The 14,682-nt window shown below is 59.7% G+C and carries 10 protein-coding genes and 1 tRNA gene; 5 read left to right on the top strand and 6 right to left on the bottom strand.

The genetic code is table 11. From position 1 onward, the window contains the following. Positions 1-266: 266 nt before the first annotated feature. From PG898_RS14700 to PG898_RS14680, 5 genes are all read right to left on the bottom strand, one after another. A complete protein-coding gene (locus PG898_RS14700; protein WP_042650023.1) occupies positions 267-2,816 on the bottom strand; it encodes a TRAP transporter permease in 2,550 nt (849 codons plus the stop codon). Positions 2,817-2,914: 98 nt separating this feature from the next. Continuing rightward, positions 2,915-3,886: a TAXI family TRAP transporter solute-binding subunit gene (locus PG898_RS14695; protein WP_042650028.1), complete on the bottom strand. Its 972-nt coding sequence runs from the start codon at positions 3,884-3,886 to the stop codon at positions 2,915-2,917. A gap of 557 nt (positions 3,887-4,443) precedes the next feature. Beyond that, positions 4,444-6,588, bottom strand: coding sequence for a S9 family peptidase (locus PG898_RS14690; protein WP_270824469.1), 2,145 nt, complete (start codon positions 6,586-6,588; stop codon positions 4,444-4,446). A 318-nt stretch (positions 6,589-6,906) separates the two neighbouring features. After that, positions 6,907-7,338 carry a DUF411 domain-containing protein gene (locus PG898_RS14685; protein ID WP_005332167.1) on the bottom strand — a complete coding sequence of 144 codons (432 nt, stop codon included), beginning with the start codon at positions 7,336-7,338 and terminating at the stop codon, positions 6,907-6,909. A 50-nt stretch (positions 7,339-7,388) separates the two neighbouring features. Further along, the gene (locus PG898_RS14680; protein WP_005332166.1) at positions 7,389-7,712 is read right to left on the bottom strand and encodes a hypothetical protein; all 324 of its coding nucleotides are present in this window, start codon (positions 7,710-7,712) and stop codon (positions 7,389-7,391) included. Between the two features lie 258 nt (positions 7,713-7,970). On the opposite strand from PG898_RS14680, the gene kefF reads away from it, so the two are divergent. From kefF to PG898_RS14655, 5 genes are all read left to right on the top strand, one after another. Beyond that, positions 7,971-8,567: a glutathione-regulated potassium-efflux system oxidoreductase KefF gene (kefF, locus tag PG898_RS14675; RefSeq protein ID WP_042650020.1), complete on the top strand. Its 597-nt coding sequence runs from the start codon at positions 7,971-7,973 to the stop codon at positions 8,565-8,567. Then, on the top strand, positions 8,567-10,423 hold the full coding sequence (kefC, locus tag PG898_RS14670) for a glutathione-regulated potassium-efflux system protein KefC (RefSeq protein ID WP_005332164.1): 1,857 nt from the start codon (positions 8,567-8,569) through the stop codon (positions 10,421-10,423). The genes kefF and kefC overlap by 1 nt, the downstream gene beginning before the upstream one ends. Next, entirely contained in the window at positions 10,420-10,806 is a 387-nt protein-coding gene (locus PG898_RS14665) for a SirB2 family protein (RefSeq protein ID WP_005332163.1), read from the top strand. Before kefC ends, PG898_RS14665 begins: the two co-directional genes overlap by 4 nt. Before the next feature lie 292 nt (positions 10,807-11,098). Continuing rightward, positions 11,099-12,085 (top strand): helix-turn-helix transcriptional regulator, encoded by a 987-nt coding sequence (locus tag PG898_RS14660; protein ID WP_043131274.1) that lies wholly within the window; start codon positions 11,099-11,101, stop codon positions 12,083-12,085. 1,003 nt (positions 12,086-13,088) lie between these two features. After that, positions 13,089-14,242, top strand: a protein-coding gene (locus PG898_RS14655) for an IS3 family transposase (protein WP_270824468.1) whose coding sequence is annotated in 2 segments (ribosomal slippage) — positions 13,089-13,326 and positions 13,326-14,242 — 1,155 coding nt in all. Because the reading frame shifts where the segments join, the coding sequence is not laid out codon by codon here. A gap of 193 nt (positions 14,243-14,435) precedes the next feature. Here PG898_RS14655 and PG898_RS14650 read toward each other — a convergent pair. Continuing rightward, positions 14,436-14,512 (bottom strand) — tRNA-Asp (locus PG898_RS14650). Positions 14,513-14,682 lie beyond the last annotated feature (170 nt).

The following is a 14,682-nucleotide window of genomic DNA, read 5'->3' as shown; positions in this document are numbered from 1 at the left end:
CTGGTCTGAGTCAGCAAGAACAGCAGAGCCTGATCCTGCTGCAGAAACAGACTCAATCAAACTAATCCGCCCGGCATGGACATCATGATGTGCCATCTGGGGATCAGCTTCGAACAAGCCTGTGAGCAGCCTGGTCTGAGTCAGCAAGAACAGCAGAGCCTGATCCTGCTGCAGAAACAGACCCAGTCACACTAACCCTCCTGGCATCATGCCCACGGTATTGAAAACGGCGCCCGAAGGCGCCGTTTTTATTGGATGAGGAGTTATCAGCGAGTGGCCCGCCGGCGTTGCAGCCAGACCACGACCCCGAACAGCAGGAAGCCAGGCAACCACATCAGCTCCTTGTGCCAGCGTTCGGTTGGGGCCTTGACGACAAGGATCTCCTGGTCAAACTCCATGCCGGCCGCCGCCGCCGGACTGCCGAAGGTGACGTTGTCGATCAGGGTCTTGCCATCCTGCTCGTACAGGGTCAGCCCCAGACTGGCCAATTTCTCTTCCCCATTGGCTCCGGCAGGTACCGCCAGCAGCACGGTGGACTGACGCAGCTTGCCCACCGCATCCTCCCCCTGGATCCGCAGTCGCAGCGTACTCTCCGCTTCCACCTCGCCCAGGGTCTGGGCCAGTTGGGCTGGGGGAGTCTCACGATAGGGATCGTGCACCATATCCATCCAGAAACCGGGACGGAACAGGGTGAAGGCCACCAGCAGCAGCAGCACGTTTTCGTACCAGCGACTCTTCACCAGGAACCAGCCCTGGGTGGCGGCGGCGAAGATCAGCATGGCGACGGTGGCCACCACGAAGATCAGCACGCCGTGGGCGAAGTCCACGTCGATCAGCAGCAGATCGGTGTTGAAGATGAACAGGAACGGCAGCGCCGCGGTGCGCAGGCTGTAGTAGAAGGCGGTGATCCCGGTCTTGATGGGATCCCCCTTGGAGACGGCGGCCGCCGCGAACGAAGCCAGTCCCACCGGCGGGGTCACATCCGCCATGATGCCGAAATAGAAGACGAACAGATGGACCGCGATGAGCGGCACGATGAGGCCGTTCTGCTGCCCGAGCGTCACCACCACGGGGGCCAGCAGGCTGGACACCACGATGTAATTGGCGGTGGTGGGCAGCCCCATGCCGAGGATCAGGCTCAGCAGGGCGGTAAGGAGCAGCATCAGCAGCAGGTTGCCCATGGAGAGCATCTCTACCAGATCCGCCAGCACCAGGCCGACCCCGGTCTGGGAGACGGCACCGACTATGATGCCGGCGGTGGCGGTGGCGATACCGATGCCGATCATGTTGCGGGCACCGGCCACCAGACCTTCCTTCAAGTCCACCAGACCATCACGAGTCGAGCCGTAGTCATGCTTGCCGTCGGTGCGCAGCCAGTTCAGCAGCGGCCGCTGGGTCAGCAGGATGATCACCAGCATGACGGTGCCCCAGAAGGCCGACAGCCCCGGCGAGAGGCGCTCCACCATCAGGCACCATACCAGTACCACCACCGGCAGCAGGAAGTGCAGGCCGGAGAGCAGCACGGCACGGGTATTGGGCAGCTCGGTTAGCGGCTGGTCCGGATCCTCGGCGGGCAGCGGCGCATTGCTGGCCGCTATCTTCAGCAGGCCCAGATAGACGGCCGCCAGCAGCAGGGCGATCCCGGGCAGGGCATAGTCTCCCAGCGCCGGCTTGAGCCAGCCCAAGCCGTAGTAGACCGCCATCGACAGACCGCTGATGAGGGTGGCACCGAAGGCGAAGCCAGTCAGGCGACGCAGCCAGGGCTTGGGTTGATGGCCGCCGATGGGCTCCATGCCGAGCTTGAGCGCTTCCAGGTGGACGATGTAGAGCAGCGCGATATAGGAGATGGCCGCCGGCAGGAAGGCGTGCTTGATGATCTCTACGTAGGGAATGCCCACGTACTCCACCATCAGGAAGGCCGCAGCCCCCATCACGGGGGGCATGATCTGGCCGTTGACCGAAGAGGCCACCTCGACCGCCCCCGCCTTCTCCTTGGAGAAACCGACCCGCTTCATCATGGGAATGGTGAAGGTGCCCGTGGTGACCACGTTGGCGATGGAGGAGCCGGAGATGACACCGGTCAGGGCCGAGGCCACCACGGCCGCCTTGGCCGGGCCACCACGCAGGTGACCGAGCAGGCTGAAGGCCAGCTGGATAAAGTAGTGCCCGGCACCGGCCCGTTCCAGCAGGGCGCCGAACAGCACGAACAGGAACACGAAACTGGTGGAGACCCCCAGGGCGATGCCGAACACCCCCTCGGTGGTGATCCACTGGTGGTTCGCCAACGCGGTGAAGCTCACCCCGCGGTGAGCCAGCAGCCCCGGCATCCAGGGGCCGGCCAGGCTGTAGGCGAGAAACACCAGGGCGATCACCGCCAGGGCCGGGCCCAGGGCGCGGCGAGCCGCCTCCAGCAGCAGCGGGATGCCGATGCAGGCGGTGACCAGATCGGCGGTGGTGAGGTTGCCGGGACGCTGGGCCAGGGCCTCATACATGACGAACAGATAAGCGGCCGCACTGGCGGCGATCAGACCGAAAGCGATGTCGCCGAGCGGTACCCTGTCTCTGGGAGAACGCCGGAAGGCCGGAAACACCAGATAGGCCAGCAGCAGGGCGAAGGTCAGGTGAATGGCACGGGTTTCGGTGTCATTGAGTACGCCGACCCCGAAAATGAAGGGGAGCGGCGAGGCGATCCAGAGCTGGAACAGAGACCAGGCCAGCGCCAGCCCGGTGATCAGCCAGCCCATGAGACCCAGCGGTAGCCGAGCGCCCACATCCTGGGCGATCAGTTCCTCGGTAGAGAGTTGTTTTTCTTGCATAGGGTTAACTTTTGCCTGCGAGTACAACGACACGACACCCGCTGCCGGTGTGGCAGGCGGGTGTCGAAGAGAACGATGGAAGGCCGGCAGGCCTTCAATCAGAGCCAGCCACGCTCTTTGTAGTAGCGTACGGCACCTTCATGCAGGGGCGCGGAGAGACCCACCTTGATCATGTCGGCCTCTTTCAGGTCGGCAAAGGCCGGATGCAGACGCTTGAAGCGGTCCAGGTTGTCGAACACCGACTTCACCAGCTGGTAGACCACTTCCGGATCGGCCTTGGCACTGGTGGAGAGTACCGCCTTGCCACCGATGGACGGGGTCGGCTTGTCGCTGCCCTTGTAGATGCCACCCGGGATCTCGGCCTTGGTGTAGTAGCTCTTCTCGGCCAGCAGCTTGTCGATGTCGGCACCGGTCACGGGCACCAGTACGGCATCCGTGGTGGTGGACGCTTCCTGGATGGCACCGTTCGGGTGACCGACGAAGTAGCTCATGGCGTCGATGTTGTTGTCACCCAGAGCGGAGGCCTGCTCGGCCGGCTTCAGCTCGGAGACCAGGCCGAAGTCGCTCTTCTTCCAGCCCTTGACCGCCATGATCTCTTCCATGGTGTCACGCTGGCCGGAGCCCGGGTTGCCGATGTTGACGCGCTTGCCCTTCAGGTCATCGAAGCCGGCGATCTTGGCGTCGCGGCGGGCGAGAATGGTGAACACTTCGCTCTGCAGAGAGAAGACGGCGCGGATGTCATCCATGGCCCCCTCGGCCTGGAAGGGGGGCAGCCCCTTCATCGCCTTGTACTGGTGGTCGGACTGCATGATGCCGAAGTTGAACTCACCGCTGCGGATGCCGTTGACGTTGGCCACGCCACCGCCACTGGCCGGCGCATTGCACTTGATCTGGTGATCGGCGGCGCCGCGATTGAGGAAACGACAAATGGACTGGCCCGCCACGTAGTAGACGCCGGTCTGACCACCGGTGCCTATGGTCACGAAGCGCTCCTGCGCTTGCAGCGGACCACCGAAAGTAGCACCGACCAGGGCAGCCGACAGGGCGCACGCCAAGGATAATCCTTTCATGTTCTTCATCCTTTTCATTGATTTATCTCACCCGATTCCCGGGTGAATATGAGACGGACCCGCATCAAGACTGGGTCTGCCTATACAGCCTCGTACGAGGAAATGGTCGAGCGGCGAGCGCCCTTCCATAAGCCACCATCATCCTGCGGTGAGATAATCAGCGTCATGCCGATCGGAGGTGATCTGACCACAACCTGGTCAGTTCAAAAGATTTAACGCCCCTGATTAAGCACATAGCGCCAACATAAATCAAACAAAACAGCAAAATGGCGGATTTAAATAGCGAGAATTTTGAAGCGGATCATTTATTTCTCTGCCGAAGATTAATTACATGAGCCGGTGAATGGAAGCAATAAAAAAGCAGTCAGAGTCTTTTGTAACCCTTTGCTGGCAAGGGCTAGCATCTTGGTTCGTTATATCGAAATAACGGCCATATCCAGCATGAATACCATCTTGATGACGGCGATATCGCCAAGATGCAGGAACCCCGATCGACCGTCGTCACCGACGGCCTGACCGGGGTTCTGTTACAACTCGTTTTCATCTACCCCTGACAATCACGCCTTGCTACCGGCCAGCTCCAGGATAAAGGCGAATTCCAGGGCGATGTCCTCATAAGCCTTGAAGCGTCCCGACTTGCCGCCGTGGCCGGCGTCCATGTCGGTGCTCAGCAACAGCTGGTTGTTATCCGTCTTCAGCTCACGCAACTTGGCAACCCATTTGGCGGGCTCCCAATACTGCACCTGGGAGTCGTGCAGCCCGGTGGTGACCAGCAGGTTGGGGTAGGCTTGCGCCTTGACCTGATCGTAGGGGCTGTAGGCCTTCATGTAGTCGTAGTAGCGCTTCTGATTCGGGTTGCCCCATTCGTCGTACTCCCCGGTAGTAAGGGGAATGGACTCGTCCAGCATGGTGGTGACCACGTCGACGAAGGGTACCTGGGCGACCACACCGCGATAGAGCTGGGGTGCCTGATTGATGACGGCCCCCATCAGCAGGCCGCCGGCGCTGCCGCCCATGGCGTAGACCTGATCCCTGGCGCCATAACCCTGGGCCACCAGTGCCTCGGTCACGTCGATGAAGTCGTGGAAGGTATTCTGTTTCTTCAGCAGTTTGCCATCTTCATACCAGGGACGCCCCAGCTCCTCGCCACCCCGGATGTGGGCGATGGCATAGACGAAGCCTCTGTCCAGCAGGCTCAGGCGTGAGCTGCTGAAGTCGGGATCCATGCTGGCACCGTAGGAGCCGTAGCCATAGACCAGCAGCGGGTTCTTGCCCTCCTTCTTGAACAGATCCTTGCGATAGACCAGCGACACCGGCACGGCCACACCGTCACGGGCGGTTACCCAGACTCGCTCGCTGGCATACTGATCCGCCTTGAAGCCCGCCACCGGCTGCTGCTTGAGCAGGGTGCGCTTGCCGCTGTCCATGTTCAGTTCATAGGTGGATGAGGGCGTGGTCATGGAGGAGTAGCCATAGCGCAGGGCGCTGGTGTCCGGCTCCGGGTTGTAGGCGAGCCAGGTGACATAGGCGGGATCGTCGAAGGCGATCTCTTTCTGCTCGCCGCTCTGCCAGTTGAGCTGGCGCAGCCGGGTCAGCCCCTTGCTGCGCTCCTCCAGCACCAGCCAGTCCCTGAACAGGGCATAGCTCTCCAGCAGCACGTCCGGATTGGGGGCGATCACCGCCTTCCAGCGATCCACCGGGCTCTCCCTGGTCTCGTAGAGGCCGAAGTTCTTGCCGTCCTTGTTGGAGCGCACATAGAAGCGGCCACGGTAGTGATCCAGGCTGTATTCGTGATCCACCTGACGGGGCAGGAACAGCCGCGGCGCCTGGACCGGCGTGTTGGCATCGATGAGGCGCGCCTCGCTGGTGGTAGTGCTGGAGAGGGCGATGACGATGAAATCTTCCGAGGTGGTGGCATAGAGGCTGACGTAGAAGCTGTCATCCTTCTCCTCGTAGACCAGCTTGTCCTTCGCGGGATCGCTGCCCAGCTCGTGGCGATAGACCTGATAGGGCAGCAGGGTCTTGGGGTGCTTGCGCACATAGAACACCGTCTTGCTGTCGTTGGCCCACACCAGGTTGCCCGAGGTGTTCTCGAGCTTGTCGGCAGCCCAGGCGCCGCTCTCCAGATCGAGGAACTGGATCTGGTACTGACGGCGGGAGAGAAAGTCTTCCGCCACCGCCAGCCAGCGGTTGTTGCGGCTCACCTCCAGGGCCCCCAGCGAATAGAACTCGTGACCTTCGGCGCGCTGGTTGCTGTCCAGCATCAGGTTCGACGCCTGCTGGCCCTCCACCTTGCTGCGGGAGTAGATGGCGTACTCCTTGCCCGGCTCATAACGGGTCTGATAGCGGTAGCCATTCTTCACATAGGGCACCGACTCGTCCTGCTGGGGGATGCGGGCCACCATCTCCTTGTAGAGCTGGTCACGCAACGGCTGGACCGGTTTGAGCATGGCCTCGGTGTAAGCGTTCTCGGCCTTGAGATAGTCCAGCACCTCGGGTTTCTGCCGTTCGTCGTCACGCAGCCAGTAGTAGTTGTCGATCCGGACGTCCCCGTGCTTTTTCAGGGTATGGGGGTGCTTGGCGGCCACAGGAGGCAGGATGGGGGTTTCGCTTGTCGGCATGACGGGCTCTTCATTGGCATGGGTACAGGGCACGGCAACCAGACAAGCCAGCAGCAGCAACCCTCGGGGAAAGATGAACATGTCGCATCCTTTGCGCTGTAACAGGGCAGGCAGGCTCGCGGGGAGCGCCATGAATTGACGATCAAGCCGCCGCCGCTCGCTCCGCCGGTGCGGAATCAAGGCTGGCAAACCGGAACATCGCCCCTGAGAAAATAAATTGGCGATCAATCTGCCCCTTGTCGCCCTGGGTTGCAAGTGATCCCCTGACATTCGGCACGAAACCATGAAAAAGGGCCACCCTCTCACAAGGGTGGCCCTCCAGCTCTGGTCATGAACGACACGGGTTCGCTCAGGTGTGCCTCACATGATGGAGTGGTGCCGACTCATGACCAGTGTTCGTCAGCCGGAATAGCTCGACCAGACGGTGGTCGCGCCCTCCTCACTGATGCTCAGCACCTGATAGGGCTGACCGGGGATGTCCATGCCTGGCGCACTCTGGGGCATGCCCGGAATGGTCAGGCCACGGATCGCCGGTTTTTCCTTGAGCATCTTCTGCACGTCGGCAGCGGGCACATGTCCCTCCACCACATAACCATTCACCACCCCGGTGTGGCAGGAGGCCAGTTGCGGGGTGATGCCATGCTGCTGCTTGATGGGATCGAGCTGCTCGGTTTCCACGACCTTGACCTCGAAGCCGTTATCTTCCATGTGCTTGACCCAGGTCTCGCAGCAGCCGCAGTACTTGGATTTGTAGACGGTCATCTGCTCCGTTGCCAGGGCAGAGAAACTGATGGTACCGGCCAGCAGGGCCAGTAACAGGGACTTGTACATAACTCACCTCAGATAAGAAGAAATACCCAATGAACAGGGGACAAATCGACTCAACCGAGTGTGCGAGGGGGACGCTCCAGCCGTGCCCTCGGGGCATCCGGCACATAGAGAGAAGGGGAGAGGTAATCCGGGGAGTCAGGTTCCAGCATGGCCACCGTCAGGCTGTCGCCGGTCAGCACCGTCATGGCGAGGGCCGACGTGAAGCTGCCACAGGGCATGGCCTTCTCCAGGGTGCGCTCGCTCTGGCTGCAGTGGGGCGTCAGGGTACAAAGATCGGTCGCTGCCCGGCTGCCAAACGACATCAACACCAGCAATAGACTCCACAGGGGGAGCCAGCGACGGGCGTGAGCGAGTTGGCGACGGGTAAAAACCATGACATGACTCAGTAATCAAAGGAGGCCTATGGTAACCCCTGGCCCCGGGGGAGGGTCAAGCCTGCCACCTGAGGGAGATCAAAAGAGGGTGAGATGGGCCGAAGGCCATGGCACACTCCCCCTGACAGCGTGGCGCCAAGAGAGGTGGTACTACCAAGGCCTTCTCGTCCACCACTGGCGGCTCAGGGCGCTTCTTGATAACGTCGCCATTCGATGCATCTTATTCGCCGACACGAATCCCGCTCAGGTTATGACCCCATGAAACGCATTCTGGTTATTTTCTCGCACCCAGCGCTGCAGAGCTCCCGGGCCAACCGGCAACTGCTGCAGGCCATCGACGGCCTGGAGGGGGTCACCCTGCACGACCTCTATCAACAGTACCCGGACATGTATATAGACGTGAAGCGCGAGCAGGCACTGCTGGCGGAGCACGATCTCATCGTCTTCCAGCACCCCTTCTACTGGTACTCCTGCCCCGCCATCATGAAGGAGTGGATGGACCTGGTGCTGGAATATGGCTATGCCTACGGCCCGGAGGCTCATGCCCTGGCCGGCAAGCAGTGGCTCTCCGCCATCACCACCGGGGGCGCCCCCGAATCTTATTGCAGCGCGGGTTACAACCAGCGGCCCCTGCTCGACTTCCTGCTGCCGTTCCAGCAGACGGCGCAGCTCTGCGGCATGCACTGGCTGCCTCCCTTCGTACTGCACTCCTTCCACAAGCTCAAGGATCCCCAGGCCCTGCACCGCTGCGGCCAGGACTATCGTCAACTGCTCTGCGCCCTGCGCGATGAACAACTGACCCCGGCCCAGCTGGGTGCGAGCCCTTATCTGCGCGATCTGCTGGAGGTGCTCTGATGGGACATGGCTTGCTGTTTGACGCCTTGATCTACCTCTCGGCGGCGGTGATCGCCGTGCCGCTGGCCAAGCGCTGGGGGTTGGGGTCCGTGCTCGGTTATCTGCTGGCGGGCATCATCATAGGTCCCTTCCTGCTGGGGCTGGTGGGGGAGCAGAAGGATGTGATGCACTTCGCCGAGTTCGGGGTAGTGCTGATGCTGTTCCTGGTCGGGCTGGAGCTGCGTCCCGCCCTGCTGTGGCAGTTGAAGGGCCCCATCCTGGGGACAGGTGGCCTGCAGGTACTGCTCACCACCGCCGCCCTGACCGGAGTGGGCTATCTCATCGGCCTGCCCTGGCAACAGGGGCTCGCCATCGGCCTCATTCTGGCACTCTCCTCCACCGCTATCGTGCTGCAGAGCCTGCAGGAGCGCAAACTGATGCAGAGCGAGAGCGGCCGTTCCGCCTTCGCTGTGCTGCTGTTCCAGGACATCGCCGTCATCCCCATCCTGGCTATCCTGCCGCTGCTCGCCATCGCGCCGGTAGCCAGCAACGGCAATCCGGACCTGGCAGGCTGGCAGCACGGTCTGCTGGTGGTTGCCGCCATCGCCGGCATAGTACTGGGCGGCCACTACCTGATGCGGCCGGTATTTCGTGCCATCGCTCAATCCCACATGCGGGAGATCTTCGTCGCCGCAGCCTTGCTGCTGGTGATCGCCATCGCGGTGCTGATGGAGTCGGTGGGGCTTTCCCCCGCCCTGGGCTCCTTCCTCGCCGGGGTGGTGCTGGCCGACAGCGAGTATCGCCACGAGCTGGAGGCGGACATAGAGCCGTTCAAGGGACTGCTGCTCGGCCTGTTCTTCATGTCGGTGGGGGCCGGCATCGACTTCGGCCTGTTTGCCGCTCATCCCCTGCTCATTCCGTCCCTAGTGGTAGGCCTGATGGTCTTGAAATGGGGGGTCCTGATGGTGCTCGGCCTGGTCATTCGCATCTCGCCGAGCCAGCGCTGGACCTTTGCCCTGGCACTGGCGCAAGGGGGGGAATTTGCCTTTGTGCTGTTTTCATTCGCCACCCAGAACAAGGTGCTGCCCAGTGACATCATCTCGCTGCTGACCCTGGTGGTGGCGCTCTCCATGGCGCTGACGCCGCTCTTGCTGATCCTCAACGATCGGGTGATCCAGCCATGGTTCGACTACCGCAACCAGGCCGACACACCCGAGCACGAACAACCCGAGCTGGTCGAGCACCCCGTCATCATCGCCGGTTTTGGCCGCTTCGGTCAGATAGTCGGACGTCTGCTGCACGGTCACGGCATCGGCACCACCATCCTCGAACAGGACGCCAGCCAGATAGAGATGCTGCGCAAGTACGGCTATCAGGTATTCTACGGGGATGCCAGCAGACTCGACCTGCTCCATGCCGCTGGCGCCCACAAGGCCAGGCTGCTGGTGCTCTCCATCAACGATCCGGCCACCTCTCTCGAGGTGATCGAGATGGTGAAGAAACACTTCCCGCACCTCAAGATACTGGCCCGCGCTCAGGACAGGCCCCATGCTCACGAGATCCTCCGTCACGGCGTCGACAGCGTGCACCGGGAAACCCTGGGTTCGGCCGTGGATCTGGGGGTAGAAGCACTGACCCAGCTGGGATTTCGGGCCAATCAGGCCTGGCGTGCGGGCCAGGTGTTCAAGCAGTATGACAACCGGCTGCTGCGGGAACAGGTCAACTACCTGGATGATGAACACACCTATATCAACAAGAGCCTGCAATACCGCGAGATCCTCTCCGATCTGCTGCAAGACGATCAGGAAGGACAGGAGCGTACCCACGCTCACAACTGGAACAGCGGTCTGCCCGACAACGACAAGGAAGCAATATGATTGCCTATTATCCCATGCTCAAACACCTGCACATGACCCTGGCCCTGGTCAGCCTGTTGCTGTTCATCTACCGCTGGAGCCTGGCACTGGCTGGCAGCGGGCGATTGCAACAGAAGTGGCTCAAGGTGCTGCCCCATATCAACGACACTTTCCTGCTGCTGTTTGGCGTGCTGCTGGCGGTGACCCTGCAGATGAGCCCAGGCCAACAGCCCTGGCTGATGGCCAAGTTGATCGCCCTGGTAGTCTACATAGGTCTCGGGGTCATGGCGCTCAAACGCCCTGCTCGCGGCCAGAAGTTGGTGGCCGGTGTGGCGGCGCTGGCGGTGTTTGGTTACATGATTGGCGCCGCCATCACCAAGTCAGCCTGGTCCTGGGTGGCCTGATCCCCTCTTTGCCGGTGAGGGCTCAGTCCCTCACCCCCTTTCCACCTCCCCCTCTCATTCTCCCTACACATTTCCCCCCGACCGTGACAATAGGGGAAAAGAAGCGAACGCTTTATTTTGGCAAAAAAAGGCTCCATACAACCCCCTTCATTTTTATTTTTATGATATTTATCAATTTCTTATCTTGATATGTATGAAAATGGCGACAGTTGTCGCAGCAAAACTTGCGACATAGACTGTCGCATGCCATGGCTAGGATACACTCAACGCTAAACCAGTGAAGGCATGCACCATGAGTAAGAAGCTGTTACGACAACTGACCTTGGCGCGTTGCATCCCGCACCGCCCTTACAAGCTGACCGCCAGCCAGCTCCAGGTAAAACTGGAAGAGGAAGGCATTCACGTCAGTCTGCGTACCGTGCAACGGGATCTGGAAGAGATGTCCGGCATGGGACTGTTCGACCTCACCTCCGATGAGCGCAGCAAACCTCACGGTTGGTGCTTCGAGCGCCACGGACTGAACGACTTTGCCAACATCATGCCGCTCTCGCTGGCGGTGGCCCTTAAAACCTGGAGTGATCAGGCGAGCCAACTGCTACCGGCGAGTGTATTGACCGAGTTGAATCCTCTGGTCGACAAGGCCAGCCAGGTGATCCGGGACAGTCAGAGCGAGCTGGCGGAACGTTGGCTCGAGAGCGTGCATCAGTCGCCGCGCCCATTTGCCGGCAACCCGGAGATCCGCCGCAGCACCCTGATCCGCGACGCCCTCTGGCGTGGTCGCAAGTTCAGCGCCGAGATCCAGCGCGTCATCAAGGAGCGCACCGTGTGGCTCTGTTATGACCGTATCAATCCGCTCGGGATCCTGAACCAGCCCGATGGCCCCATCCTGCTCTGCACCCTGTCCGAGCTGGATCCCAAGGTCTACGGCATTCCGTTCGATCACATAAAGAATGTGGAACTGACCAACTTCAGCGCCACCCAGCCGAAAGATTTCAATGTCCAGAGGCTGATCCGCGACCAGGGCTATCAGGACGTCAGCGGTCCGATCCGCTTCGTCGGGCGCATAGACGCCAACTGCCCCACCCTGATCGATGGGCAGATCCCGGGGCACAACCCACGCATGACCCGCTACGACAAGCGCAGCGTGGTGGTGGAGACCGAGGTCCAGGATACACCCGAGTTCCGCTCCTGGTTGAACAACATGAGCGGCAACCTGGAAGTATTGGCACCGGAGTCCCTGCGCAAGGCATATCCGACACCGGGTACCCGGGTCAGCTGAGCACAATCGGATGAATGATGAAAAGCCGAGCATGAGCTCGGCTTTTGTCTGTTTTTCACACATATTTATTCAATTAATTTTTAACTCTTACATCCCAGATTGAACCTTCTGTACCATCGTTTTCCTCCCTGTTTTTGGTTGTAAGAGATCCGCCATTCCTCCTGTAAGACCCCTCAGTGTTGAGCCGTACGTGAAGCCATCCCGAGAGCCCCATGCTTTCCTGAGAAACTAAATAAGACACTGATAAAAAAGACAAATTAAGATTAATGGTTGATATCTATTCAGCATCCGACGCTATCTGATGGCCTTTCATGCCTTGTTCCTGCCCACGATTGCCTTAGTATGGGTCTCACAAGGATGGCTGGTTCGGCAGGATGCAGGAACAGCGCATAAATTAGGAAAAGCCACAGGATGTGGCAGGACACCTCAGGATGAGGTTGATAACCCGGATGGTTATCACAAGGAATGACAGGACAACCGCAGGATGCGGTCGTAGGACACCTCGGGATGAGGCAGGGTGGCACGGATAGTCACTCTTCAGGATGACAGGAACCCCGCAGGAGCGGCAGGAATAGCTTCAGGATGAAGCGAGATGACCAGGGTGGTTATCTGTCAGGATGACGCAAGGAACACCACTGGATGTGGTAATGGACACCTCCAGGATGGAGAGGGTGAAGCAATCAGGAGTGATTGCCAGGCTAGGATGGCCACAGGACACCCCAATGGAATGGGAAGGGGAAATTCCAAAGGAAAGGATAGAGTCAAGGATTGCAGGGAGCATGGCAGTTCAGGGACTGGACGAGATGACTTGAGGGGACGGCACACGCCGTCCCCTTTTCTTTATATGCACACCTGCAACCCTGTGATCTGGCCTCACACTTCCTCATCCCCCCTTCCCAGAGGCCGATACCTGTCATCTATCATTTGAATGCAAGCAACCTGAATCGCCCCTACTTTCCTAGACACCTCAAGAGCCTCAAACTGAGGTCATTCAGGAGGTGTTATGAGCAAGCAGCAACGTTACACGGAAGAATTCAAACTTACCGCCGTCAAGCAGGTGACTGAACGCCATTACCCAGTGGCAGAGGTCGCTGAGCGACTTGGTGTTTCCTGCCACCGTCTCTACCCCTGGCTCAAACGCTACAGCCAGCCCGACGTGCAGCAACAGCATGACTCCAGCCAGCAAGCCGAGATTCGGCGCCTCAAGGCTGAACTGCGCCGCGTCACCGATGAACGAGATATCTTAAAAAAGGCCGCCGCGTACTTTGCCAAGCTGTCAGGGTAAGGTACGCCTTCATCCGGGAGTACGCGTCCACACATTCCATTCGCCGACTGTGTCGGATGATGAATGTCCACCCGAGCGGTTATTACGCCTGGCAGCACCAGCCTTTATCTGCCCGCACACTTGAAGACCAACGCCTTCTGGGCCAGATCAAGCAATGTTGGCTAGAAAGCTGCGGCGTTTATGGTTATCGCAAGATCCGGGACGACCTGCGAGAGATGGGCGAGACCTGTGGGAAACACCGGGTGGCGCGATTAATGCGTCATGACGGTTTACGTTCACAAACCGGTTATGGTCGCCGTCCCAGTCATTATGGTGGCCTGCCAACATTGGTCGCACCGAATCATCTTGAACGCCAGTTCGATGTGACTGAGCCAAATAAGGTCTGGGTAACGGACATCACTTATATTCGAACCCATGAAGGCTGGCTCTATCTGGCCGCGGTATTGGATTTGTTTTCACGACAAGTCATTGGTTGGTCAATGGGGCCACGGATCGACCGAGAGCTGGCCATCAGCGCGTTACTGATGGCGGTGTGGCGACGGCGACCCGAACAGGAAGTGCTGGTTCATTCTGACCAAGGGAGCCAGTTTAGCAGCTATGACTGGCAGGATTTTTTGCGGGATCACCGGCTCAAGGCCAGCATGAGCAGACGTGGCAATTGCCATGATAACGCGGTGGCGGAGAGTTTCTTCCAGCTCCTCAAACGCGAGCGGATCCGACGTAAAACCTATGCGGATCGCGAGGATGCCCGGCAGGATGTGTTCGATTACATTGAAATGTTTTACAACCCCAAGCGCCGGCACAGTTTCAACAACGGGCTATCGCCAGTAGAGTGTGAGAAGCAATATTTCGAACGGCTCAAAAGTGTCTAGAGAAGCCGGGGCGATTCAGAGACCTAATGGCACGTCACTGATACCATTGACCGTGGACCGTGGACCGTGGACCGTGGACCGTGGACCGTGGGGTTTTAGGGGAACTGAAACGAAAAAAACCAGTCTATTGACTGGGCTTGCTGAAGGCGCATAGCAAAAAGGCCTTCCCGTGAGGGAAGGCCTTTCAAATTAGTGGCGGAGCGGACGGGACTCGAACCCGCGACCCCCGGCGTGACAGGCCGGTATTCTAACCGACTGAACTACCGCTCCGCTGTCTGGTTAGCTTTTTGCTAAATTGTTTGCCGTTTCAATGAGGTGTCATCCTCTCGGCCAACGTCGTGATATGCACGTCGCTGTTTAATTGGTGCCTGGCAGTGTCCTACTCTCGCATGGCGAATGCCACACTACCATCGGCGCTACCGCGTTTCACTTCTGAGTTC

The organism is Aeromonas sp. QDB31 (assembly GCF_027707605.1).
In the GTDB taxonomy this organism is placed as follows: Bacteria; Pseudomonadota; Gammaproteobacteria; order Enterobacterales; family Aeromonadaceae; genus Aeromonas; species Aeromonas media.
The sequence above is the reverse complement of the archived record's forward strand: the minus strand, read 5'-3'. Positions and strand labels throughout refer to the sequence as shown.